The organism is Xanthomarina spongicola, from assembly GCF_003148645.1.
GTDB classification, from domain to species: Bacteria; Bacteroidota; Bacteroidia; order Flavobacteriales; family Flavobacteriaceae; genus Xanthomarina; species Xanthomarina spongicola.
Genome location: NZ_QGGP01000008.1, coordinates 1 through 25,347, shown reverse-complemented (window position 1 = coordinate 25,347; position 25,347 = coordinate 1). Strand labels below are relative to the sequence as shown.

The following is a 25,347-nucleotide window of genomic DNA, read 5'->3' as shown; positions in this document are numbered from 1 at the left end:
CTACTATCAATTAGCGTTCCATTCACTTGGATTTGCATTCCAATCGGATAAAGTTTTTAATTCTTTTTGTGTTATATAATGAGTGTCTAATGCTTGGTCTAAGAGACTTTGATAATTACTAAGTGTATGCAGTGTTATGTTTTCTTCATTAAAGTTATTATTAGCCACTTCAAAACCATAAGAGAAAATAGCTATCATGCCTTTAACATTAAGATTTGCTTCTTTTAAAGCTTTTACGGCATTTAAACTGCTTTTTCCAGTACTAATTAAATCTTCAACAACTACAACGTTTTGTCCACTTTCTGCATGACCTTCAATTTGGTTCTTTCTACCATGAGATTTTGCTTCAGGTCTTACATAAATAAATGGTACTCCTAGATATTCTGCAACCAACATGCCAATACCTATAGCTCCAGTAGCTACTCCAGCAATAACATCTGGTTTACCATATTGTTTTTCAATTTGTTTCGCCATGGTTTCTCGAATATAATTTCGAATTGTAGGATAAGATAGAATAATTCTATTATCACAATAAATTGGCGATTTCCATCCAGAAGCCCAAGTAAATGGGGCTTTTGGACTTAATTTAATAGCATTTATTTGCAATAAAACCTCAGCTGTTTTTCTTGCAGTATGTTTGTTAAAAATCATAAATGCAAAATTACACTTTTTTAATTAAATTTTTAAATTGAAATTGTATTTATAATTAATTGTGAAATCTATTGTTATGACATAAAAATTAATATTTTTACAGAAGATAACTGCTTTAAACTTATTATGCATAAAGTTTTTGTTAATAACAAGCCTATTATTCTAACAACTAAAGTTGAAAAAGAAAAAGGATTTAAAAACTATTTTTTGAGTTCTGTAAACTTAACAAAGGTTATTAGAGAACTAAATTCAACGTCATTAAAGGAAGTAAGGTTAATTCATAAAAACGAAAATAAGTTGTTAAAAAAGTTTTTAAAGAAATTGCCTAATGTTGTTGCTGGAGGAGGAAAAGCATACAACGAGAAAGGTGAAATACTATTTATTTATAGAAATGATAAATGGGATTTGCCAAAAGGAAAGACTGAAAAGAAAGAATCTATTGAAGAAACTGCCATAAGAGAAGTTGAAGAAGAAACTGGTGTAAAAGGTCTAGAAATAACAAAACCTCTAGAAACTACATATCATATATTCAAGCGAAACGGAAGATATAGAATTAAAATAACCTATTGGTTTGAAATGAAAACGACCTATAACGGAAAGACTAAACCTCAAGAAAATGAAGGTATAACTAAAGTGGCATGGTTAGACGAAGAGAAAACACTTCAGGCCTTAAGTAATTCTTATGCAAATATTAAAGTTTTATTATAAGTTTTTAAGGACTTCTAATTTTAAATAAAAAAACAAATTACTCAAATAAAACATTTAAGGAGTTTCATTGGTTTTTTTTATTGACGTTTAATTTTTAATCTATTGTTATTATATTTATAAAATAAAATAGCTGATGTGATTAAAATAAATTCTTTACACTTTATTAAACGTATTCTACTTGCCTCTGCTTTTGGTTTATTTTTTTACAGCTGTTCCTTATTAAAAATTGATACTGCTCAAGAACCACTTTCTAGACAAGAATTAAATATGCGTTTGCTTACCCAATCTTTGGTAACAGAAGCAACCAATCGTTTAGAATTTGCTGCAGATAGTATTATTTCTTCAACTACAAATACAGAGTTGCAGAAACATGCTTACCGTTGGAAAATAGAAACGCTAAATACTTTTAAAAATACAGCTTTTCAAAGCTCTCCTAAATTATCATTAATGGACACTTGGTCCTATATGTTACAGGTGCGCAATTTTATGGTAACCGACGAGGCACTTGATTATTTTGGAAGATATTCTGATTATGTAGCTCGCATTTCACAAGAGAATGTAAACGACATTGAAAAAAAAGCGCGACAGTTTTTTAATCCTAAAGATTTTGAAAATCATCGTGCATTTGCTTTAAAATATGCAACAGAAAATCCAATTACAGCAACCAATTTAAAACATAATCCAATTCGTTCAGAATATGTAGATTTCTTGAAAGTACCAGATAGCTTGGCGTTTACAACTGTTGGAACACTTTCTGAGGTAATGACTAATTTTTCAGATAAGTTAACTTATTCTACTGATGCTGCTGGTAAACAGTTTAAATGGAACACAGAATTATTGTTGAAAGAAAAAGGTTTTGATTCTTTACAAATTAAAGACCTTATGGCAAATATTGAAGTAAAAATTGATCGTTTAAGTGATATTGCCGAAAATACACCAGATAAATTGAATGATGCTTTACAATCATTTTCTAATGATATGCGATATTTGTTTTATGGTCTTAACAAGGAAATTGCCTTTGTAAGTGACCGAATGGCATTAGAAAGGCAAGCTATCGATACAATTATTATTCGCGAACGTATAGCATTAGACAGTATTATTTTAAGGGAAAGAAAAGCTGTGGCTATAGAAGCTGGCGAAATATCTGTTAGAGTGGTTGAAGAAGCTATGACTCATATAAAGGATCTAACAGGAACCTTCATCTTTTATTCTGTATTAATGTTCGCATTGTTACTCATATTACCATTTTTATTGGGTTATTTTGCTGGGAAAATCCATCAAAAAAACAAGCGTCATGAGAATAAAGAATAATTCTCCAAAATATTCCATATCAATATTATAACTTAGGTTAGATAGGCATTTGATTAAAGTTTAGTTTAAATCCTTGCTAAACTTTAAAAATACACTTGAAATTGCTATTTTTGTGCCTCTTAAAATTGATAGAAAATTATGTTTAATAATTTAAGCGAAAAATTAGATAAAGCGTTACACGTACTAAAAGGTCACGGAAGTATCACTGAAGTAAACGTTGCCGAAACTTTAAAAGAAGTAAGAAGAGCGCTTTTAGATGCCGATGTTAACTTTAAAATTGCTAAAGAGTTTACCGTTCGTGTAAAAGAAAAAGCTCTTGGACAAAACGTTTTAACAACCCTTCAGCCAGGACAGTTAATGGTTAAAATCGTTAAAGACGAATTAACTGAGCTTATGGGAGGAGATGCAGAAGGATTAAACCTTTCTGCAAATCCAAGTATTATATTAATGTCTGGTTTACAAGGTTCAGGTAAAACAACATTTTCTGGTAAACTAGCTAATTTTCTTAAAAATAAAAAAACTAAGAAACCATTATTAGTAGCTTGTGATGTTTATCGTCCAGCTGCAATAGACCAATTACATGTTGTTGGAGAACAAATTAATGTTGAGGTCTTTAGTGATAAAGGTAATACAGATCCAGTTGCCATTGCAAAAGCTGGTGTTGCTTATGCTAAAGCTAATGGCTTTAATGTAGTAATTATAGATACTGCAGGTCGTTTGGCAGTCGATGAGGTCATGATGACCGAAATTTCAAACATTCATAAAGCTATAGAGCCACAAGAAACACTATTTGTTGTGGATTCTATGACTGGTCAAGATGCTGTTAATACAGCAAAAGCCTTTAACGATGTATTGAATTTCGATGGTGTTATCCTTACAAAATTAGATGGAGATACTCGAGGTGGTGCAGCAATCTCAATTAAATCTGTAGTTAATAAACCTATTAAGTTTATTGGTACAGGAGAGAAAATGGAAGCTATAGATGTGTTCTATCCATCTCGTATGGCAGACAGAATTCTTGGAATGGGAGATGTTGTGTCTCTGGTTGAAAGAGCTCAAGAGCAATACGATGAAGAAGAAGCTAGAAAAATTCAAAAGAAAATTGCAAAAAATCAATTCGGATTTGATGATTTCTTAAAGCAAATTCAGCAAATTAAGAAGATGGGTAATATGAAAGACCTGATTGGTATGATTCCAGGTGCAGGAAAAATGATGAAAGATATTGATATAGATGACGATGCATTTAAAGGCATTGAAGCTATTATTCATTCCATGACCCCAAAAGAGAGGACTAATCCTGCTATAATTAATGCAAGTAGAAAAAAGCGTATTGGTAAAGGTTCTGGAACATCTGTACAAGAGGTAAATCAATTGTTAAAACAGTTTGACCAAATGAGCAAAATGATGAAAATGATGCAAGGAGGAAAAGGGAAAGCCATGATGCAAGCCATGAAAGGGATGAAGTAGTTTTTAGTTTACAGTCGCAGTTAGCAGTTTCAGTTATCTGTATTCGGTTTTTAAATTATAACTTATAGTAAAGTAAAATGGATTTTAAAAAACTAATAGCATACCAAAAAGCATTTGATTTGGCTATGTCTATTTTTGAAATTTCAAAATCATTTCCAAAAGAAGAAGCCTACTCTCTTACAGATCAAATAAGAAGCTCACGTTCAGTAAATGCTAACTTAGCTGAAGCTTATAGAAAAAGAGTATATCCAAAACATTACAATAGCAAACTAACTGATGCAGATGCTGAAAATTCTGAAACAAATACTTGGTTAGATTTTGCTTTTGCTTGTAAATATATTTCGGAAGAACAACACATTAATTTATCAAATAAAGGAATAGAAGTTGGTAAATTAATAAATTACATGATAAATAACCAGGAAAATTCGGAGTGAATACTGATTGATTTTTAATTGAATTAATCTGAAAACTGCGACTGCGACTGAAAACTAATAAGTATGATTTTACTAGATGGGAAAAAAGTAAGTAACGACATTAAAAATGAAATTACTGAAGAAGTAAAAAAAATGAAAGCTAAAGGAGAAAAAGTACCTCATTTAGCAGCTATTATTGTTGGAAACGATGGAGCTAGTTTAACTTATGTCGCGAGTAAAGTGAAGGCTTGCGAACGTGTTGGGTTTGAATCCACCATGATTAGAATGTCAAATACCACTAGTGAGATTGAATTATTAGATAAAATTGAAGAATTAAATAATAATCCAGAAATTGATGGTTTTATTATTCAATTGCCTTTGCCTAAACAAATAGATACTCAAAAAGTATTAATGGCTGTAGATCCAGATAAAGATGTCGATGGATTTCATCCAATGAACTTTGGGAAAATGGCCTTAGACATGTCCACTTTTATTCCTGCCACACCTTTTGGAATACTTGAATTATTAGATAGATATAATGTAGAAACTAAAGGAAAACATACTGTAGTAATTGGTCGCTCTCATATTGTTGGTAGACCAATGAGTATTTTAATGGGAAGAAAAGGGTTTCCAGGTAATTCTACTGTAACTATTACACATAGTCACACAAAAAATATTACACAAATAACATCTCAAGCAGATATTATTATATCAGCATTAGGTGTGCCAAATTTTCTAAAAGCAGAAATGGTTAAGGATGATGCTGTAATAATTGATGTTGGTATTACTCGTGTTGTAGATGAAACTTCACCAAAAGGTTATATCATTACAGGTGATGTCGATTTTGAAAATGTTAGCAAAAAAGCCAGTTTTATAACTCCTGTTCCAGGTGGTGTTGGTCCAATGACTATTGCCATGTTGCTAAAAAACACCTTATTAGCAAGAGAGTTGCGTCATTAATATTTTTCTATTTAGCAAAAAGTTGATTCATATCTTTAAAAGCTTTAAACTCTAAAGCATTTCCAGCTGGATCCAAGAAAAACATGGTAGCTTGTTCGCCAATCAAACCTTCAAAACGGATATAAGGCTCTATGATGAAGTCAATGCCTTTTTGTTTTAAATCTTCAGCAAAAGTTTGAAATGTATCCCAAGGTAAAACCACACCATAGTGTGGAATAGGTACAGCTTTTCCATCTACAGAATTGGTATGTAAATCTTCTTTGGATTTTGGTTTATAATGTATAACTAATTGGTGTCCAAAAAAATTGAAATCAACCCAATGGTCGCTACTTCTACCTTCTTCACAGTTTAAAAGGTCGCGATAAAATGTTCTACATGTTTCTAAATTATGAACAGGAATGGCAATATGAAATGGAGAAATATTTGTCATATTCTAAAATTAAATCTAATTATCTTCTCTAATACAATCAATCTTCCAAGTAGGAAAAACCACAGATTCTGATTTGTCAACCCATTCGCCAACCCATTTGTATCCAGATTTACTGATATCGTAAAAAGTTAATCTAAAAAAACCTTCTGTGCCATTTGGAGCTGCTTGCTCTTTATACAAAACAATGTTGCCATTTTCTTTTTTGTTTCCTTCCCATGTAGGAAATGTTGTTGATGGTGTTTTAGATGAATACCAATGTACATACCATCTGCTACTATCTGCTATAAATTGACGAATACTGCCAGAATGGGAACCATCAGCTTTTAATGTTTCATCTTGAACTGCCATACCATTTAATATGTATTTCCAAGTCCATGTCATGGCTTCTGGTTCTGTCCATGTACCATCTTGATTTCGCCTTGTAGAAGTGCAATTGCAACTACCTATCATAGCTTCGTAGTCGGTTATTTGTTTTGGTGCTTCTGGATTTGCTTGTCCGAATGGAAATGCTTCAGATGAGTTGTAACTATACTGAGAAAAAACAGTAAATGATACTAAAAATAGGAGGTTGGTTAATTGTTTCATTAGATAACTTTTGTTTTAAAGTTACCAATCCATTTTTAATCTAGGAGGTCATTTAATACTAATTTAACAGAATAGATGGTTAACTTTTTGTCTTTTTATGGGTCAAATTTGCTTTAAAAGATTTAGTTGAATCTTCAAGCAAACGGTTTAATTCAGAAAATTCAGATTTTGTTAATTCTCTGTATTCACCAACAGGAATATCTAGTTTGATATTCATAATTCGAATACGTTTAAGTGTTTCAACTTCAAAAGTTAGATACTCACACATACGTCTAATTTGTCTGTTCAAACCTTGTGTCAGAATAATTCTAAATTTATTTGTTCCTAGTTTTTCAACGATACACGGTTTTGTAGTTTTCTGTAATTCTTCTAAATAAATTCCCCTAGACATGTATTCTATAAATGTTTGAGAAATTGGTTTATCAACAGTAACAATATATTCTTTTTCGTGATTGTTGCTTGCTCGTAATATTTTATTAACGATATCTCCATCATCAGTCAATAAAATTAATCCTTCGCTAGGTTTGTCTAGCCTGCCTATTGGAAAAATACGTTTCGGATAATTTATGAAGTCTATAATGTTATCTTTTTCAACTCGCGTATCTGTTGTGCAAACAATGCCAACAGGTTTGTTGAAAGCTAAATAAACAAAATCTTCATTAGAATTTTTGATTAATTCTCCATCTACATGAACCACATCATTAGGACCTATTTTAGTTCCCATTTCAGGAACTTCACCATTAATAGTTACACGTCCTGCATCAATAAGTTTGTCTGCCTCACGACGAGAGCAATACCCAACTTCACTTAAAAATTTATTTATTCGCTTTAAATTTTCTTCCATAAGGCAAAGATAACAACTTTAGTTGTCTAAAAACTCGTAAATGTAATTTGAAACTTCATCGTTAATTAAAGAATGACCAAAACCTTCAGTTGTTATTAAAACACTGTTTTTGTATTTGGCTTGAATTTGAATAGCGTCATTATATGGAATAATGGTATCTTCCTTGTCATGAATAATAAGCCCTTTTGCTATAATCTGTTCAAAACATTTAGCTGTAGAATATTCTTCTGGAGCATTCCCAAATCGTTCTTGAATAATTTGGTTTATTTGCTTTCTTACACGTTTGTTGTAGCCAAGCATGTTTGAATAGCGCTCTAAGACATCTTTAAATTCTGAAGGCGCTCCTAATAATATCATTTTTTGAATGTATTCTTTTTGATACTTAAATTGAAAATATGCAGAAGCCATACCACCAACCGAATGACCAATAATAATGTTTGGTTCAAAACGTTCTGAAGCTACTTTTATAAATTCAGAATAGATAATAGCGTTAAACCTATTGCTTCCTGATCGACCATGAGCAGGAGCGTCTAGTGCTACAACACCATAATCTCTTTTTTTTAAGTTTGTAATTAAATCTTGCCATCTAGCAGAATTGCTTTCCCAACCATGTGCTAATAGAATAGTTTGTTTTTTTCCAAGCCATCTATAAGTCATTATTGGAGTATTGTCTAGTTTTAATTCTTCTCTAAATGCTGTGTCTAAAAAATCCGATTGTTTTTCATTTGGCTTCCCTTTAAAGGGTTTTGTAAATAAAAATAAAGCTATTCTACCTGCAATTCTTGAAGAAAAAAGACTTATAATATTAATTAAGAGTCCTGTTAGTTTATGCAAAAAGGACATCATGGGTTTTCTCTATTTACAAGATCCATAGAAAAAGCAGGTAAGCAAATGGCAAGGTATTCGCATGGTTCTGTAAACGGATTAGAATATTGTACTCGTGTATTTTTTTCTATTTTAATAGACTGTCCTGCTTCTAAAACAATTTCTTCGCCATGGATTATAAATTGTTTTTTGCCTTTAATTATAAAAGTGTATTCGTCGAATTTAGGTGTTTGGAAAGGCTCTCTCCATCCAGCTGGAGCTATCATGTGTGCCATACTAAGATTAGCGTCTTTATTCGATGCGTTACCAAAATGTTCTTTAATTATTTTACCATCTGTTGTTGGAACAATAAAAGGCGAATCTTGTATGGTGTATTTTTTATTTTTTTGCATTTTTTTAATTCTTACAACAATGGTTTACAAATTACCAACCAATCATGAAATATTTAATTTTTGCCTTTCCTGGAATTTGTACAGCTTCAATTTTTGCGTTTGTATCAAATTGCAATTCTGAAGGTAATTCGCTTTTAGAAATTGTGAAAAAAGCATTGATCTCGTTTACAAAGACTACAATGTTTTTAAGGGTATTTTGTATACTCGAAATTTTATAATTCTTTTCTATGTCTGCAAATGTGCTTGTAGTACTGATGCCTTTTTCTGTTTTAAATCTTGCATCTAACACTTTTATAGTTTCTATAGTTGATGTGGAATCCTGTACCACTTTTGGTGTTAACGTAAGTAATTTGTTACCTGTTTTATCAAAAATGTCTATATCTGTTCTGTTAAACGTAAACTCGTTATCAAGAAGTCTCTCTACAACCGAATCGTTTGCGAAAACAGCTTTTAAATCTTTTACTTGGGTTGAATCTGTTAGTAGTCCAATATGTTGTTTGCTAATTTGAAAAGGGTCTTGTTCTTTTTTGCAACCAATAAATAAAAGAGTTACAATTGCTAAGCTGAAAATAGATTTTTTCATATAAATTTTATGGTAAAGATTAAATAAATTTAAGTTTAAGAAAGTCAATTATTTTTTCATGACTTTAGTTAATATTCCAAAAACACTTCTAATAAAGGTAGCACTAGTAAGTACTTTTACAATTGGGTTCATTCTGGTGCTTTTTCTAGTTGACGTACTTCTGCTTTTAGATTCTGCTTTTTTAAGTGCTTCTTTTTCATTTTTTGCTTTTTCTTTTAATGCTTGAGCTTCGGCTTGTTCAATTTTTTCATTGAGCATTTCGTAAGCACTTTCTCTATCAACTTCTTCGTTGTACTTTTTTACAAGTTTCGAATCGCTTAATAATTTTTTTAATTCAGAATCAGTTAGTATATCCATTCTACTCATTGGAGCACGCATCATGGTTGCTGCCAATGGTGTAGGTCTGCCTTTTTCATTTAATGCAGAAACTAGAGCTTCACCAGTTCCTAATGAGGTTAGAACGCTAGCAGTATCATAATATTCTGTGTCTGGATAATTTTGGGCAGTTAGTTTAATAGCTTTTCTATCTTTTGCAGTAAAAGCTCTTAAGGCATGTTGCACTTTTAAACCAAGTTGACTTAATACAGCTTCAGGCACATCAGTAGGGTTTTGAGTTACAAAATACAAGCCAACACCTTTACTTCTAATTAATTTTACAATGCTTTCAATCTGATTTAATAAAGCTTTGGATGCTTCGTTAAAAATTAAATGTGCTTCATCAATAAACATGATTAGTTCTGGTCTTCCAGTGTCTCCTTGTTCTGGGAATGTTGAATATATTTCAGCTAACAAACTCAACATAAAAGTTGAAAATAGTTTCGGTTTGTCTTGAATGTCTGTTAAACGAATAATGTTTATGTAGCCTCTTCCGTTTTCATCGATTCTTAATAAATCTTGAGGATCAAAAGACTTTTCACCAAAAAATATATCTCCACCTTGTTGCTCAATTTCCACTATTTTTCTTAGAATAGCTCCAGTTGAAGCAGTAGAAATACGTCCATAAGCTTCTTCAAACTCTTCTTTCCCTTCATTTGTTGCATACTGAAGAATTTTTTTAAAATCTTTTAAGTCGAGTAGAGGTAATTTATTGTCATCACAATATTTAAAAATTACAGAAATAATGCCTGCTTGAGTTTCAGTAACATCTAAAATTCTAGAGATTAAAACTGGACCAAACTCACTTATAGTTGCTCGAAGTCTTACACCATTTTGAGCAGAAAGTGTTAAAATTTCAACAGGAAATGCTTTAGGTTCAAATGGTAAGCCAATGGCTTCATGGCGTTCATCAATTTTTATATGACCAGGACTTGGTTGTGCTAAACCACTTAAATCACCTTTAATATCCATTAGTAATACTGGAATGCCTTTTTCTGAAAGGTTTTCAGCAAGCACTTGCAACGTTTTTGTTTTTCCAGTTCCAGTAGCTCCAGCAATTAGTCCATGTCTGTTCATGGTTTTTAAAGGGACATTTACAAATGCATTTTTTACGGTTTTGCCATCTAACATAGCAGAGCCTAAAGTAATGTATTCGCCTTTATTAGTGTTTCCTTCAATGATATGATTAAAGAACGCTTCCTGTTTACTCATGTTTTTGAAAATTTTTATAAAAATACTAATCTTGAACCAATACCAAGAGAAATCTTTTCAACAATTTTATAAGAAACTAAAATCTGTCAACTATCTTTGCAAGCTATGACAAGAAGTGAAAGACAAGAGCTAATAGATAAAGGATTATTATTGCCATTAATGGAAGAGTTTTATACCATTCAAGGTGAAGGATTCCATAAGGGAACAGCAGCTTATTTTGTTCGAATTGGTGGTTGCGATGTTGGTTGCCATTGGTGTGATGTAAAAGAAAGTTGGTTGGCAGAATTGCATCCACCAACAGAAACTGAAAAGATTGTTGAAAATGCCGTTAAATACAGCGACACAATTGTTGTAACAGGAGGAGAGCCATTAACTTGGGATATGACTCAATTAACAACACAGTTAAAAGCTAAAGGTGTACAAACACATATTGAAACGTCTGGTGCTTATAAATTAACTGGAACTTGGGATTGGATTTGTTTATCGCCTAAAAAGTTAAAATTACCAACTGAAGAAATTTATAACAAAGCGCATGAGCTTAAAATGATTATATATAATAAAAGTGATTTCAAGTTTGCTGAAGAACAAGCTGCAAAAGTAAATAAAGACTGTATTTTATATTTACAGCCAGAATGGAGCAAACGTGATAAAGTGGTTCCTGAAATTGTAGATTATGTTATGGCAAATCCGAAATGGAAAGTGTCTTTACAAACACATAAATACTTAAATATACCTTAAAAAAAACGCCTTGAAATTCAAGGCGTTTTTTTTATAAAATGTATTGTAATTTATTTAATTGGAACAGCTATTCTTAATGTATCCCAACCCATGTGCATTTGAGTTCTACCATCTTTCCCATCAAAAACTATAGAAAAAGCTTCTAAAGAATCTTTACCTTCTGTAACTGGAACAGTAACTCTAGCAACATCGTTTGCTTCATTATAAGAATATGCTCCCCAAACATTAACGTCTGAGTTTAAAATAACAGTCCATTCTTTTTCTCCTGGAATAGTAAAAAGAGAATACGTACCTGCTTTAACTTGTTTGTCTCCAAACATTTTATCTTGGTAAAAAGTAATTTCTGCAGCTTCGTTTGCTCCTGTTCTCCAAACTTTTCCTTGAGGTGCTAAAGTGCTAACATCTCTTCCTTTTAATTGTGGTCTGCTGTAGACAACTTTTATTTGTTTATCAGACACTTTATAACTGCTAGGATAAGAAGCAGCATCCATAGGGCTTTTGTCAAGTCCACTAAAATCTTGTGCAAAGATGTTTGTTGAAAATAGCATGATAAGTGAAAATGCTAAAGTTGAAATTAAAGTTGATTTTTTCATAGATTGTGTTTTTTGTCTCCACTGTTAGCCTTTCTTTTTTAGCTATTAAATGAAGATATTTTTGTTAAGGTTTAAAAATATTAGAATCGTATTAATAATTGTCGAAACGTTTTGTTAAAATTTACATTTTCTAGGTAATTATATAAAAATCTCTCTAAAATAATTTCATATTAATATTAAAAACAACTTTATAATAATAAATTGTAACTATTTATTCTATTTATGTTTTTATATTGTAATAATAAAGTCATTTTTGCTTTAACAATTGAAACAAAGTATAAAATTAAAATAAGAATTATGTGTGGCATTGTATGTGCATTCGATTTAAAACAGAAATCTGAAGATTTAAGACCTCAAATATTAGAAATGGCTAAAACAATTCGTCATCGAGGACCAGATTGGTCAGGTATTTATAGCGATGATAAAGTAATTATGGCTCATGAGCGTTTGGCTATTGTGGATCCAGCTTCAGGAAAACAACCTTTATTAAGTGAAGACAAAAAACTAATTCTAGCAGCCAATGGCGAAATATACAATCATAGAGAGCTTAGAAAACAATTAAAAACAACTTATAACTTTCAAACTGAAAGCGATTGCGAAGTTATTTTAGCATTATACAAAGAAAAAGGCGTTGATTTTATAGATGATATGAATGGCATATTCGGATTTGCTATTTACGATGTAGAAAAAGACGCATACTTTATTGCTAGAGACCACATGGGAATTATTCCTTTATATATTGGTTGGGATGAACATGGTACATTCTATGTGGCTTCAGAATTAAAAGCTCTTGAAGGAGTTTGTACAAAAATAGAATTATTTCCTCCAGGACATTATATGTCTAGTAAGGATGGCAAGTTTGTAAAATGGTATAAACGTGAATGGACAGAATTTGATGCTGTAAAAGAAAACGAAACAAGTATTAAGGTATTAAAAGAAGCCTTAGAAGCAGCAGTCCATAGACAATTAATGAGCGATGTTCCTTATGGTGTTTTGTTGTCTGGTGGTTTGGATTCTTCAATAACTTCTGCAATTGCAAAAAAATATTCACAAAAAAGAATTGAAAGCGATGATACGTCAGAAGCTTGGTGGCCACAATTGCATAGTTTTTCGGTTGGACTAGAAGGTTCTCCAGATTTGGCAGCAGCAAGAAAAGTAGCAGACCATATTGGAACAGTGCATCATGAAATTAAATTTACTATTCAAGAAGGATTGGATGCTATAAAAGATGTGATTTATCAATTGGAAACTTACGATGTGACTACTATTAGAGCCAGTACACCTATGTATTTAATGGCACGAGTTATTAAATCTATGGGAATAAAAATGGTGTTATCTGGTGAAGGAGCAGACGAACTTTTTGGAGGCTATTTATACTTTCATAAAGCGCCAAACGCACAAGAATTTCATGAAGAAACAGTAAGAAAATTAAGTAAACTACATCAATACGATTGTTTGCGTGCTAACAAAAGTTTAGCAGCTTGGGGAATTGAAGGTCGTGTGCCTTTTTTGGATAAAGAATTTATGGATGTGGCAATGCGAATCAATCCAAAAGATAAAATGATTCATGGCGAACGTATGGAAAAATGGGTTCTTAGAAAAGCTTTTGAAGACATGCTTCCGGAATCTGTTGCTTGGAGACAGAAAGAGCAATTTAGCGATGGTGTTGGATATAGTTGGATAGATACCTTGAAGGAAGTTGTAGCCACAGAAGTTTCTGATGAACAACTAGCAAATGCTAAATATAAATTCCCAATACAAACACCAACTAGCAAAGAAGAGTTTTATTATCGCACAATTTTTGCAGCCCATTTTCCTAGCGATGCTGCAGCTTTAAGTGTGCCACAAGAAGCAAGTGTAGCTTGTAGTACACAAATAGCTTTAGAATGGGACGAAGCCTTTAAAAACATGAATGATCCTAGTGGTAGAGCAGTGGCTAAGGTGCATGCAGATGCTTACTAGAAGATAATTTTAATAAATTATTGAAAACCAGCTTTTTTAGCTGGTTTTTTTATGTCAGAATTTGGTTATCTTTAGACATTAACCAACCAACAAGATTCCTGCTTCCTCAGGAAAAAAGTATGATTAAATTCTTCAGACGTATTCGTCAAAACCTTCTCAATGAGGGTAAAACAACCAGATATTTTAAATACGCCATTGGCGAAATTATTCTTGTGGTAATTGGGATTCTGATTGCATTACAAATCAATAATTGGAATGAATTAAGAAAAGCAGATGTAGAAGAACAAAGAGCGTTACATAATATCTATCGCGATTTTATAAAAAATAAAGACATTTTAGTAGAGGTGAAAACTAATTCCTTATTAATTATAAACTCTGGAATACAAATTCTGAATCATACTGGTGCAAAAAGTAAACCGGAATCTGAAAACATCTTAAACGAGTTATTGAATAAATTGTATAACAGTTCGCCTTATTATCCTCAAAATGGATTTTTAGATGATCTGTTAAGTTCTGGTAAACTTGGGATATTTAAAAATGTAGAATTACGAAACCTGTTATCGTCCTGGAAACCAGAGGTTGAAATCCTAGAAGAAATGTTTCACTCTCTAGATACTAGTGAAGATATATTGAATACCTATATTCTAGAACACGGCAGTTGGTTAAATGCCGATCAAGTAACTGAAGAAGCTAGAAACGTCAAATTCCCAAAGTCTGGTTTTAAAGTTGATAATAGAGATTTGTTAAATGCGCTACTTTTTGAAAATTTAGTCGAGAATTTAGTGATAGCAGCAGATAATTATTATAGCACACAACAGAAAACAGAAAAATTACTAGATAAAATAATTGAGCTATTAGAAAGTGAAATAGAAAAAAATAATGATTAAATTCTTTAGAAAAATACGATACAACCTCATGGAACAGAATAAAACAATATAAGCGCATCATTGAATATATTGACCAAGACTTGCCTTATAACACAGAGTTAGATTCAGCCTTTATTCATGTTTCAACTTGGAGTAGTCCCTATTTAACATATATAGATTATGAAACATTAAAAACTAAAGGCTTAGATATTATACAAAACGATAGTATTAAAAAAGGCATTAATTATATTTATAATTATCTTTCTAGACCTAATGATTTTGAGGCTTTAAAAGAGAATGATGAGTTTATAAATATTTTGTACAACAATATTCGTTTTCGTATGGTGGAATAGAAGGTTGTCAAACAATAATTAAGGAAATGGAAGAAGTTATTAAAATGATAAATAAAGAGTTGAATCATGATTAAATTTTAAGTAAATTCTGCTTTTAAATCTTCAATTTCCCCTTTTCCTTAAAGCCAAATAAGCTGTTTAAATCACTTTTGCATTTTGGCTGCTCGACGAACAATTAAAAAAACTGCAAAATCCATTTTAAGACTATTTTTATGCGATTTAAGACACTTTTAAGTAATTAACAATTGTTGATAATTTCAATCGAAACTCGTTAAATTGCTTTTTAAAAGTGTTTATTATTCGTATCTTTGTTTGTATTCAGAAGGATGCTAAAAAGCATCTTTTTTTGTGAAGTCATTTTATGGCTCAACAATTAAATTAATAAAGAACAACAAACATTTTATATGAGCGAAAAAAGAGAAGAATTTAATAAGGATAATTATTCAGCAGATAGTATTCAGGCCTTAGAAGGAATGGAGCATGTTCGTATGCGTCCTTCAATGTATATTGGAGATACTGGAGTGCGTGGTTTGCACCATTTAGTGTATGAAGTTGTTGATAACTCAATTGATGAAGCCTTAGCTGGTCATTGTGATAATATTACAGTAATTATTAATGAAGATAACTCGATTACTACAGAAGATGATGGTCGTGGTATTCCTGTAGATTTACATAAAAAAGAAGGCGTATCTGCACTTGAAGTTGTAATGACAAAAATTGGAGCAGGTGGAAAGTTCGACAAAGATTCTTATAAGGTTTCTGGTGGATTACATGGTGTTGGTGTAAGTTGTGTGAATGCATTATCAGATCATTTAAAAGCCACAGTATACAGAAAAGGTGAAATCTGGGAGCAAGAATACGAAAAAGGAAAAGCTTTGTATCCTGTAAAGAAGGTTGGTACAACAGAAAAAAGAGGAACGATAGTTACTTTTAAACCAGACCCAACAATATTTACTCAGACTTTAGAATATAGTTATGATACCTTAGCAAGCAGATTACGTGAATTAGCTTATTTAAATAAAGGGATTACTATTCATTTGGTGGATAGAAGACATAAAAAAGATGATGGTGAGTTTGAAGGTGAAACATTTCATTCTGAAGAAGGTCTTAAAGAATTTATCAAATTTTTAGATGGAAACAGAGAGCCATTAATTAGAGAGGTAATTGCTTTCGAAGGTGAAAAAAATGGTGTCCCAGTTGAAGTAGCAATGGTGTATAACACCTCTTATGCTGAAAACTTACATTCTTATGTAAATAATATCAACACACACGAAGGTGGAACTCATTTATCTGGTTTTCGTCGTGGTTTAACTCATACACTTAAAAAATATGCCGATGAATCTGGTATGTTAGATAAGTTAAAATTCGATATTGCAGGAGATGATTTCCGTGAAGGACTTACAGCTATTATTTCGGTAAAAGTTCAAGAACCACAATTCGAAGGACAAACAAAAACGAAACTTGGTAACAGAGAAGTTTCTGCTTCAGTTAGTCAGGCAGTTTCAGAAATGTTAACAGATTATCTAGAAGAACATCCTGACGACGCAAAAATTATAGTACAAAAAGTAATTCTTGCAGCACAAGCACGTCATGCAGCTCAAAAAGCACGTGAAATGGTGCAACGTAAAACTGTAATGAGTATTGGAGGTTTACCTGGAAAATTATCAGATTGTTCAGAACAAGATCCTGCTAAATGCGAAGTTTTTCTTGTCGAGGGAGATTCGGCAGGTGGAACAGCCAAACAAGGTCGTGATAGAGCATTTCAAGCCATTCTTCCATTACGTGGAAAAATATTGAATGTAGAAAAAGCGATGACTCATCGTGTTTTTGAAAACGAAGAAATAAAAAACATCTTTACTGCACTTGGTGTTACTATTGGAACAGAGGAAGATAGTAAAGCATTAAACCTTTCAAAACTACGTTACCACAAAGTGGTTATTATGTGTGATGCCGATATTGATGGTTCTCACATTGAAACTTTAATATTAACTTTCTTCTTCAGATATATGAAAGAGTTGATTGAAAACGGACATATTTATATTGCTACGCCTCCTTTGTATTTAGTGAAAAAAGGAGCCAAGAAGCAATATGCTTGGAGCGATGAAGAGCGTACTAAAATTATGACAGAATTTGGAGATGGAAGTAAAATACAACGTTATAAAGGTCTTGGAGAAATGAATGCTGAACAACTTTGGGATACAACTATGAACCCAGATTTTAGAACATTAAGACAGGTACAGATAGACAATGGCGTAGAAGCAGATAGAATATTTTCTATGTTAATGGGAGACGAGGTGCCACCTCGTAGAGAGTTTATCGAGAAAAATGCTATTTATGCAAATATAGACGCTTAATATTTTGTTTTCAGTTGTTTAAACAGAAACAAAATGCAATACTTAAAACCTGCAAGATTCTTTAATCTTGCAGGTTTTTTTGTTTATAAGCTTATAGAATGCAAAACTAGAATTGATAAATAATTGATATATTTGAGTTAACCTACAATTTAAAAACCATGAAAACAGTTCCGATTTTTATATTTTTAATCATGATTGTATTTCCAGTACAGTCTCAAGATAATATAGACGACTTATTGGCAGCTGGTGTTAATGATGCCAAGCGCTTTAGTCAAGATTATTTAGCTCCAGCAACTAATGGTCTGGCATATGGCATCAATAACGGATGGTTTAACCATGCCAAGGGACAAAAACAATTTGGTTTTGAAATAGGTCTTATAGTAAACACCTCATTTATAAACGATGATAAAAAATCGTTTGAAATGCGTGCAAGCGATTATGAAAATATCCGATTTCTTGATAATAGTCCTTCTAAAAATGTAGCAACGGCCTTAGGACATAACGATCCAGACATAACAGTGATAATCACTTACGATGATCCCATTTTTGGAAACCAAGAAACAGAGTTAACATTACCAACAGGTATAGGTTCCACAGGAGTTAACATCATTCCTGCTGCATTTTTGCAAGCAGCGTTTTCTCCATTTAGAGGTACTCAATTAAAAGCACGCTATTTTCCCAAAATTGAAACTGAAGATGTGAAAACTGGTCTCTATGGTTTTGGTATTCAACAGGAATTTACAGCATGGTTGCCAAAAGATAGATTTTTTCCGGTTGCCATATCTGGATTAATAGCTTACACACATATGGATGGAAGTTACGATTTTACCGACTCCAACCTAGTTGAAGGCACCAATCAACAAGTGCAAACAGACATTAATACCTTATTGTTTGAGTTGATTGCCTCTACAAATTTTAAAGTTCTAAATGCGTATGGAGCTATTGGTTATTTAAGTGGGACATCACAAACAGACTTATTGGGAACCTATGTGGTAACAGATGGTTTGTTGTATTCAGAAAGTATTGTCGATCCTTTTTCCATTGAAGAGAAGGTAAATGGCATCAGGACCACATTGGGAGCCAATGTAAAACTAGGTTTTTTCAGTCTAAATGTGGATTATACGTTTGCTGAATTCAATAGTGCTTCTTTAGGCTTGAATTTTTCATTTTAGATTTCATTGAAACTTCAAACATTTATGATTTAAAAATGTTAAATTTGCTGAAATTTAATAATTTCAAAACTTAAAACATTATATAAAAATGAAAGTAACAGTAGTTGGAGCAGGAGCAGTAGGTGCCAGTTGTGCAGAATACATAGCTATTAAAAATTTCGCTTCAGAAGTCGTTTTATTAGATATTAAAGAAGGTTTTGCTGAAGGTAAAGCTATGGATTTAATGCAAACAGCTTCATTAAATGGATTCGATACTAAAATAACAGGAATTACTAACGATTATTCAGTAACGGCAAATAGCGATATTTGTGTAATTACTTCTGGAATTCCAAGAAAACCTGGAATGACTCGTGAAGAATTAATTGGTATTAATGCAGGAATTGTAAAAGCTGTGTCTTCAAGTTTGGTAAAACATTCTCCAAATACTATTCTTATTGTAGTTAGTAACCCAATGGATACCATGGCTTATTTAGCAGCAAAATCTACAGGATTACCAAAACATAGAGTTATTGGAATGGGAGGTGCATTAGATTCAGCTCGTTTTAAATATAGATTAGCTGAAGCTTTAGGAGCTCCAATTAGTGATGTAGATGGTATGGTTCTAGGTGGACATAGCGATACTGGAATGATTCCATTAACAAGATTAGCTACAAGAAACTCTGTTCCTGTATCTGCATTTTTATCTTCAGAACGTTTAGAACAAGTAAAGGAAGATACGAAAGTTGGTGGAGCAACATTAACAAAATTATTAGGTACTTCGGCTTGGTATGCTCCAGGAGCAGCTGTAAGTAGTTTAGTTCAAGCTATAGCATGTAACCAATTGAAAATGTTTCCTTGTTCGGTTTACTTAGAAGGAGAATATGGTATGAAAGATATCTGTATAGGTGTTCCAGTAATTCTAGGAAGAAATGGAATTGAAAGTATTGTTGAAATGGATTTAACAGATGCAGAAAAAGCTAACATGATGGAGAGTGCTGAGGCTGTAAGAAAAACTAATGGATTACTTGAATTATAAAATTCTTTAAATTAATTTAAAACAAATCAAATGAAAAAAATAATATTCATATTATTAGTTGCAATAACAACAGTTGGTTTCTCGCAAGAAAGCATTACAGAAGGAATTATGTTTTCTAAACAAACCATGTCAACTGATAATGAGCAGCTAAAAGGACAATTAGCCATGATTGGAGATATCTTAACAACTACTTATTTTAAAGGAAATAAGACACGCTCTGAAACTTCAAATATGATGACAGGATCAACAACTGCTATTATGGATAACGATAGCAATCAAATGTTAATGTCTATGAGCAATCAGATGACAGGTAAAAAATATGTTGTAAAAAGCATGGAACCTTCAGAAGAAGATTTAAAAAATGTCACTGTAACTAAAGGAGATGAAACTAAAACAGTTCTTGGTTACGAGTGTCAGGAGTATAATATTGAAGTAAATAAAGATGGCGTTGTAGTAACTATGGATGTTTATACAACAGATAAATTAAGTGCTATATCTCAACAATCAACTATGGTTGGAGCAGATATTAATGGATATCCATTATACATGACCATGAACATGAGTCAAAGTGGTATGAATTTAACCATTACTAATGAAGTTACAGAGATTAAAAAGGAATCTGTATCTGATGATAAATTCGATATGACACCTCCAGAAGGTTACGAAAAAACAGACAAGTTGCAAGGTATGTAAGTCAACATATTTAATATAACAAAAAAAACAGCTTTTTATAGCTGTTTTTTTTGTTATATATCTTAAACCTTTTGTTAAATAAGTATAGAAGATATATATTTGCTCGTTTTTAAAAATAACATCAAGAAACTAATTAATTTAATTAATAATGCAGAATAAAGGATTAGTAAAACTATTTGCAATTTTATTTGGTTTGGTAAGTATTTACCAATTGTCTTTTACATTTAAGGCAAACAGTATTGAAGATGAGGCAAAAGTTTATGCAAATGACGATGCTGAAAGAGAACGTCAGTATTTAGATTCAATCGCTAATGAAAATGTTTACAATTTAGGGATTGCAGAATATACTTATAACGAAGTTAAGGAAAATGCCATGAATCTTGGTCTTGATCTTAAAGGTGGAGTAAGTGTTATTCTTCAAGTATCTGTAAAAGATATTTTAAAAGGATTATCTAATTATAGTAAAGACCCTGTTTTTAATAAAGCATTAGACGATGCTTCAGAGCTTCAGAATAATAGTCAAAACACCTATTTAGAAGATTTCTTTGTAGCGTTTGATGCTATTAAAGGAGACACTAAATTGGCATCACCAGATATTTTTGCAAACAGAACATTAAGCGAAGAAATTACTTTCGACATGTCTGATGATGAGGTGAAACCTATTATATCTCAAAAAATTGACGAATCTATTGTTTCTGCATTCGAAGTATTACGTAAACGTATTGATGAGTTTGGTGTAACTTCTCCAAGTATTCAACGTTTAGGAAATTCAGGACGTATTCTTGTAGAATTACCTGGTGTTAAAGACAAAGAAAGAGCGCTTAAATTACTTCAAAGTACTGCGCAATTAGAATTTTGGGATGCATATAAAGGTGAAACTTTTATGGGATTCTTAAATCAAGCAAACGAATTAATAAAAGAACTTGAAACTTCAGAAGAAGTATCAGAAATAGAAGAAGTTGTTGAAGAATCTCAAGATTCTGAAGACGATAAAATTGCCGATTTATTAGGTGACGATCCAGATTCTTTAGACGTTGAAACCAATCCTATTGGAAAACTAATAAGAGGTTTTGGTTACCAAGGAGGACCTGTTGTAGCACAATTTGCTATAAAAGATAAGGATCAAGTATTGGAGTATTTAAACATGCCACAAGTAAGAGCTTTGATTCCTGCTGAAATGCGTGATGTAAAATTCTTATTCGGGAAACCTGAAAAAGATAGCGAAATAGTAGAATTATATGCTTTAGTTGGAAATAGAGACAATGTACCACCATTAAGTGGAGCAGTTGTTACAGATGCACGTCAGGATTATGGTCCAACTAGCAAGCCAGTAGTGTCCATGCAAATGAATGCTAAAGGAGCTAAAATCTGGGAAGAAATGACTGGAAAAGCATTTACTCAAGGTAGTCAAATTGCTATTGTTCTTGATAACGTGGTGTATTCTGCACCTGGAGTTACAACAGGAGCTATTTCTGGAGGTAATTCTCAAATTTCTGGAGACTTTACACTAAACGAAGCAACCGATTTAGCAAACGTATTACGTGCTGGTAAATTACCTGCTTCAGCAGATATTATTCAAGGTGAAGTTGTTGGACCATCTTTAGGTCAAGAAGCTATTGATAGTGGTAAAATGTCTTTCATGATTGCACTTTCTTTAGTGTTATTATGGATGATTTTCTATTATGGTAAAGCTGGTTTATTTGCTGATCTTGCCATGATCTTCAACATCCTTTTAATCTTTGGAGTATTATCTGGTTTAGGAGCTGTATTAACACTTCCTGGTATTGCAGGTATTGTATTAACTATAGGTATGTCGGTCGATGCTAACGTGCTTATCTTCGAACGTATTCGAGAAGAATTAGCTAAAGGTAAAGGTCAGAAAGAATCTATACAAGACGGTTTTGCTAACGCTTTATCATCAATTTTAGATGCTAACATTACTACTGGTTTAACAGCATTAATATTATTTATTTTTGGAACAGGACCTATTAAAGGGTTTGCAACTACTTTAATAATAGGTATTGCTACCTCTTTATTTACAGCAATTTTTATTACTAGATTAATTGTTGATTGGTATGTTGGAAGAGGAGGAAATTTAGACTTCTCTACTGGTATAACTAAAAACTTATTCAGAAATATAAATATCAACTTCTTAAAGAAACGTAAAGTTGCTTATATTTTCTCTGCGATATTAATTGTATTGAGTTTAGGGTCTTTATTTACAAATGGACTAGATCAAGGTGTCGATTTTGTTGGAGGTAGAACCTATCAAGTGCGTTTTGCACAAGATGTAAGTTCTTCTGAAATCACAAGCACACTTTCTTCTCCTGAAGTATTTGGAAGTGCCGATGCTAAAACATTTGGTAGCTCAAATCAATTAAAAATTACAACTAAATTTAAAGTTGATGAAACTGGAACTGAAGTAGATGAAGAATTAAGAAAATCTTTATTTACAGCTTTATTACCACACTTAGATGGTGTGTCTTACGAAGATTTTATTAGTGATGACGAGCATAAAACAGTTGGATTAATGAAATACTACAAAGTAAGTCCAACCATTGCAGATGATATTAAAAAAGCATCATTCTGGGCAATTTTAGGATCATTAATTGTAGTTTTCCTTTATATCCTATTCCGTTTTAAAAGATGGCAATTCTCACTTGGTGCAGTAGCTGCTGTATTCCATGATGTACTTATAGTATTAGGTGTATTCTCTTTAACTTATAAGTTTATGCCTTTTACAATGGAAATAGATCAAGCATTTATTGCAGCCATCTTAACTGTAATTGGTTACTCGTTAAATGATACTGTGGTTGTATTCGATAGAATTCGTGAATTCTTTAACGAGCATACAACTTGGCCTTTTGATAAAGTAATTAATTCCTCATTAAGTAGTACGTTAAGTAGAACATTAAATACTTCTTTAACAACCTTGGTTGTTTTATTAGCAATATTCATTTTTGGTGGAGATTCTATTAGAGGATTTATGTTTGCATTAATAATAGGTGTAATAGTAGGTACATATTCATCTTTATTTATTGCAACTCCTATTATGTACGATTCAGTAAAAAGAGGTGATGCTAAAGATTCATTAAAGAATAAAATAAAAGAAGAAGTAGAAGAAGCGAAAGCTTAATTCGCTTCAATCAAATATAGAAAAAGCCTTTCAGAATAAACTGAAAGGCTTTTTTATGTCTTATAATCTAGGGTTTTTATAAAAAACTATAATTGTTGATCTGTATAATCCATTCTATCTCCAACCTCCAATTGCCATTTATTAACTAAGCCAGCATTAATTTCAAGCACATATTTAGCTGGTGCATTTGATGGTAAAGAACTTTCATCAAGAGGTTGTGCATTTTCCTGAAAACTAACAATAGTTTTATTGTTATCTAGATATATTAAATCTAAAGGGAACTTGGTGTTTTTCATATAAAAAGAACGTGGACGCATATCTTGAAAAACAAACAACATACCTTGATTGTCTTTCATAGAATTACGGTACATTAATCCTGTTTGTGTGTCGTATTCTGTATCTGCTATTTCAATATCTATTTTTGAGATAATAGAATCTGTTACAGATTTATAAAGCGTTAATTCGCCTTCCTTTGTAAAAGGAATTTTTACAGTTTTAATAACTTTTTTGTCTTCTTTACAGGAAGTTGTTAGCCCAATAGTTATTGTGCTAATTGCTAGAACAAATGGTAAAGAATGTTTAATTTTAAAAGGCATACTAACTTTCTTGATTTTTCGGTTTATAACCAAACATAAAGTAAAGTCCAATAATTATAAAAGGAATACTAAGCATCTGTCCAGTGTTAAGACCAAACATAGTAATGTATTCTTCGCCTTGAGATTCTTTTACAAACTCTACAAATAATCTTACAGTCCATAAAAGCACTAAAAACAACCCAAATAAAAATCCTGGCTGATTCCCTTTATTAGTTTTAGAATAAAAATACCAGAGAATTAAAAATACAAAGATGTAGCTAAACGATTCGTATAATTGTGCTGGATGTCTATATGGAATGGCCTCTAATAAATTTTGAAACTGAGGATTATTTACAATAGCATCATAAGCAGCTTTAGGTGTTTTCATACCAGTAAGTTGCATAGCTTCACTTTTGCCATATTCATCTTGAATAAAGCGTACTCCAAAAGAAGAATCAGTAACTTTTCCTATAATTTCTGAATTGATAAAATTTCCAATTCTTATAAATACAGCTCCTGAAGCTACTGGAATAACTACACGGTCTAGAATCCAAATAAGAGATTTGTATTTGTATTTTCTTCGGTATAAATACATACCAATAATAATTCCTATAGCTGCACCATGACTAGCTAATCCTTGAAATCCAGTAAATTCGAATTCTGGTTGAAAACGAAAAGGTAAAAAGACGCTAAAGAAGTCTTGAGAAATTAATTCCGATTGATAGAATATTACATGTCCTAAACGAGCACCAAGCATGGTAGCAAAAACAGTGTATATAAATAGAGGATCTAAATATTCTAGTTTTACTTTCTCTTTAATAAAAATACGTTTCATAATATACCAACCTAAAAGGAAGGCAATAATCCACATCATGCTGTAAAAATGAAGCTTGAAATTTCCAATGATATCAATTCCAGAAATAGGATTCCAATCGAACTTTAGTAGAAACATAGGTTTTATTTTATGCTTGTAAATATAGACAAATGAAAATGGATTAAAAAGGAAAGCTTTATAAGGAAATGTTATTTTTTATCTAATTTTTCTGGAACAGGATCGTAACCAGAACGTCCCCAAGGCGATGGAGCGTAGAAGAAAATGTACAGTGTACATTTTTAGCGAACATGCGAGTTGGC

General features: G+C 31.9%; 25 protein-coding genes. 14 read left to right on the top strand and 11 right to left on the bottom strand.

Going from position 1 to position 25,347, the window contains the following annotated elements; all coding sequences use genetic code 11:
- Positions 1-6: 6 nt before the first annotated feature.
- Positions 7-651: an orotate phosphoribosyltransferase gene (gene pyrE, locus LX78_RS12980; protein ID WP_109683180.1), complete on the bottom strand. Its 645-nt coding sequence runs from the start codon at positions 649-651 to the stop codon at positions 7-9.
- A gap of 126 nt (positions 652-777) precedes the next feature.
- On the opposite strand from pyrE, the gene LX78_RS12975 reads away from it, so the two are divergent.
- The 5 genes from LX78_RS12975 (at position 778) to LX78_RS12955 (ending at position 5,510) form a co-directional block, all read left to right on the top strand.
- Positions 778-1,359 (top strand): NUDIX hydrolase, encoded by a 582-nt coding sequence (locus tag LX78_RS12975; RefSeq protein ID WP_109683179.1) that lies wholly within the window; start codon positions 778-780, stop codon positions 1,357-1,359.
- A 135-nt stretch (positions 1,360-1,494) separates the two neighbouring features.
- The gene (locus LX78_RS12970; protein WP_109683177.1) at positions 1,495-2,670 is read left to right on the top strand and encodes a hypothetical protein; all 1,176 of its coding nucleotides are present in this window, start codon (positions 1,495-1,497) and stop codon (positions 2,668-2,670) included.
- 138 nt (positions 2,671-2,808) lie between these two features.
- Positions 2,809-4,137, top strand: a complete 1,329-nt coding sequence (ffh, locus tag LX78_RS12965; RefSeq protein WP_109683175.1) for a signal recognition particle protein — start codon at positions 2,809-2,811, stop codon at positions 4,135-4,137.
- Between the two features lie 77 nt (positions 4,138-4,214).
- Positions 4,215-4,571, top strand: a complete 357-nt coding sequence (locus LX78_RS12960; RefSeq protein ID WP_109683173.1) for a four helix bundle protein — start codon at positions 4,215-4,217, stop codon at positions 4,569-4,571.
- 63 nt (positions 4,572-4,634) lie between these two features.
- A complete protein-coding gene (locus LX78_RS12955; protein ID WP_109683172.1) occupies positions 4,635-5,510 on the top strand; it encodes a bifunctional 5,10-methylenetetrahydrofolate dehydrogenase/5,10-methenyltetrahydrofolate cyclohydrolase in 876 nt (291 codons plus the stop codon).
- A gap of 7 nt (positions 5,511-5,517) precedes the next feature.
- On the opposite strand, the gene LX78_RS12950 is transcribed toward LX78_RS12955, so the two are convergent.
- From LX78_RS12950 to LX78_RS12920, 7 genes are all read right to left on the bottom strand, one after another.
- Complete coding sequence (locus LX78_RS12950) at positions 5,518-5,940, bottom strand: VOC family protein (RefSeq protein WP_109683170.1); 423 nt, start codon at positions 5,938-5,940, stop codon at positions 5,518-5,520.
- Positions 5,941-5,955: 15 nt separating this feature from the next.
- Positions 5,956-6,525: a hypothetical protein gene (locus LX78_RS12945; RefSeq protein ID WP_109683168.1), complete on the bottom strand. Its 570-nt coding sequence runs from the start codon at positions 6,523-6,525 to the stop codon at positions 5,956-5,958.
- Between the two features lie 79 nt (positions 6,526-6,604).
- Complete coding sequence (locus LX78_RS12940; RefSeq protein WP_109683166.1) at positions 6,605-7,369, bottom strand: pseudouridine synthase; 765 nt, start codon at positions 7,367-7,369, stop codon at positions 6,605-6,607.
- An 18-nt stretch (positions 7,370-7,387) separates the two neighbouring features.
- The gene (locus LX78_RS12935) at positions 7,388-8,212 is read right to left on the bottom strand and encodes an alpha/beta hydrolase (RefSeq protein ID WP_109683274.1); all 825 of its coding nucleotides are present in this window, start codon (positions 8,210-8,212) and stop codon (positions 7,388-7,390) included.
- Positions 8,212-8,586 (bottom strand): cupin domain-containing protein, encoded by a 375-nt coding sequence (locus LX78_RS12930; RefSeq protein WP_109683164.1) that lies wholly within the window; start codon positions 8,584-8,586, stop codon positions 8,212-8,214. The genes LX78_RS12935 and LX78_RS12930 overlap by 1 nt, the downstream gene beginning before the upstream one ends.
- 31 nt (positions 8,587-8,617) lie before the next feature.
- Positions 8,618-9,169, bottom strand: a complete 552-nt coding sequence (locus tag LX78_RS12925; protein WP_109683162.1) for a hypothetical protein — start codon at positions 9,167-9,169, stop codon at positions 8,618-8,620.
- 48 nt (positions 9,170-9,217) lie between these two features.
- Complete coding sequence (locus LX78_RS12920; RefSeq protein WP_109683160.1) at positions 9,218-10,756, bottom strand: helicase HerA-like domain-containing protein; 1,539 nt, start codon at positions 10,754-10,756, stop codon at positions 9,218-9,220.
- A gap of 105 nt (positions 10,757-10,861) precedes the next feature.
- Here LX78_RS12920 and LX78_RS12915 point away from each other — a divergent pair, with 105 nt between their 5' ends.
- The gene (locus tag LX78_RS12915) at positions 10,862-11,494 is read left to right on the top strand and encodes a 7-carboxy-7-deazaguanine synthase QueE (RefSeq protein WP_109683158.1); all 633 of its coding nucleotides are present in this window, start codon (positions 10,862-10,864) and stop codon (positions 11,492-11,494) included.
- A 50-nt stretch (positions 11,495-11,544) separates the two neighbouring features.
- Here LX78_RS12915 and LX78_RS12910 read toward each other — a convergent pair whose 3' ends face one another.
- Positions 11,545-12,087, bottom strand: a complete 543-nt coding sequence (locus tag LX78_RS12910; RefSeq protein WP_109683156.1) for a DUF2911 domain-containing protein — start codon at positions 12,085-12,087, stop codon at positions 11,545-11,547.
- 297 nt (positions 12,088-12,384) lie between these two features.
- Here LX78_RS12910 and asnB point away from each other — a divergent pair, with 297 nt between their 5' ends.
- The 8 genes from asnB to secDF all read left to right on the top strand — a co-directional run bounded on the left by asnB (position 12,385) and on the right by secDF (position 23,638).
- On the top strand, positions 12,385-14,049 hold the full coding sequence (gene asnB, locus LX78_RS12905) for an asparagine synthase B (protein ID WP_109683273.1): 1,665 nt from the start codon (positions 12,385-12,387) through the stop codon (positions 14,047-14,049).
- Positions 14,050-14,168: 119 nt separating this feature from the next.
- A complete protein-coding gene (locus tag LX78_RS12900) occupies positions 14,169-14,936 on the top strand; it encodes a DUF6090 family protein (protein WP_146192584.1) in 768 nt (255 codons plus the stop codon).
- A gap of 80 nt (positions 14,937-15,016) precedes the next feature.
- A complete protein-coding gene (locus LX78_RS12895; RefSeq protein WP_109683153.1) occupies positions 15,017-15,268 on the top strand; it encodes a hypothetical protein in 252 nt (83 codons plus the stop codon).
- A gap of 404 nt (positions 15,269-15,672) precedes the next feature.
- The gene (gene gyrB, locus LX78_RS12890) at positions 15,673-17,622 is read left to right on the top strand and encodes a DNA topoisomerase (ATP-hydrolyzing) subunit B (RefSeq protein ID WP_109683152.1); all 1,950 of its coding nucleotides are present in this window, start codon (positions 15,673-15,675) and stop codon (positions 17,620-17,622) included.
- 158 nt (positions 17,623-17,780) lie between these two features.
- Positions 17,781-18,794 carry a DUF6588 family protein gene (locus LX78_RS12885; protein ID WP_109683151.1) on the top strand — a complete coding sequence of 338 codons (1,014 nt, stop codon included), beginning with the start codon at positions 17,781-17,783 and terminating at the stop codon, positions 18,792-18,794.
- A gap of 88 nt (positions 18,795-18,882) precedes the next feature.
- Positions 18,883-19,809, top strand: a complete 927-nt coding sequence (mdh, locus tag LX78_RS12880; RefSeq protein ID WP_109683150.1) for a malate dehydrogenase — start codon at positions 18,883-18,885, stop codon at positions 19,807-19,809.
- A 30-nt stretch (positions 19,810-19,839) separates the two neighbouring features.
- A complete protein-coding gene (locus LX78_RS12875) occupies positions 19,840-20,502 on the top strand; it encodes a hypothetical protein (protein WP_109683148.1) in 663 nt (220 codons plus the stop codon).
- Between the two features lie 148 nt (positions 20,503-20,650).
- Positions 20,651-23,638: a protein translocase subunit SecDF gene (secDF, locus tag LX78_RS12870; protein WP_109683146.1), complete on the top strand. Its 2,988-nt coding sequence runs from the start codon at positions 20,651-20,653 to the stop codon at positions 23,636-23,638.
- A gap of 86 nt (positions 23,639-23,724) precedes the next feature.
- Here the strand turns inward: secDF and LX78_RS12865 are convergent, their stop codons facing one another.
- Both LX78_RS12865 and lgt read right to left on the bottom strand, forming a co-directional pair.
- Positions 23,725-24,234: a DUF192 domain-containing protein gene (locus LX78_RS12865; RefSeq protein WP_109683144.1), complete on the bottom strand. Its 510-nt coding sequence runs from the start codon at positions 24,232-24,234 to the stop codon at positions 23,725-23,727.
- A 1-nt stretch (position 24,235) separates the two neighbouring features.
- Complete coding sequence (lgt, locus tag LX78_RS12860; RefSeq protein WP_109683143.1) at positions 24,236-25,165, bottom strand: prolipoprotein diacylglyceryl transferase; 930 nt, start codon at positions 25,163-25,165, stop codon at positions 24,236-24,238.
- Positions 25,166-25,347: the final 182 nt, after the last annotated feature.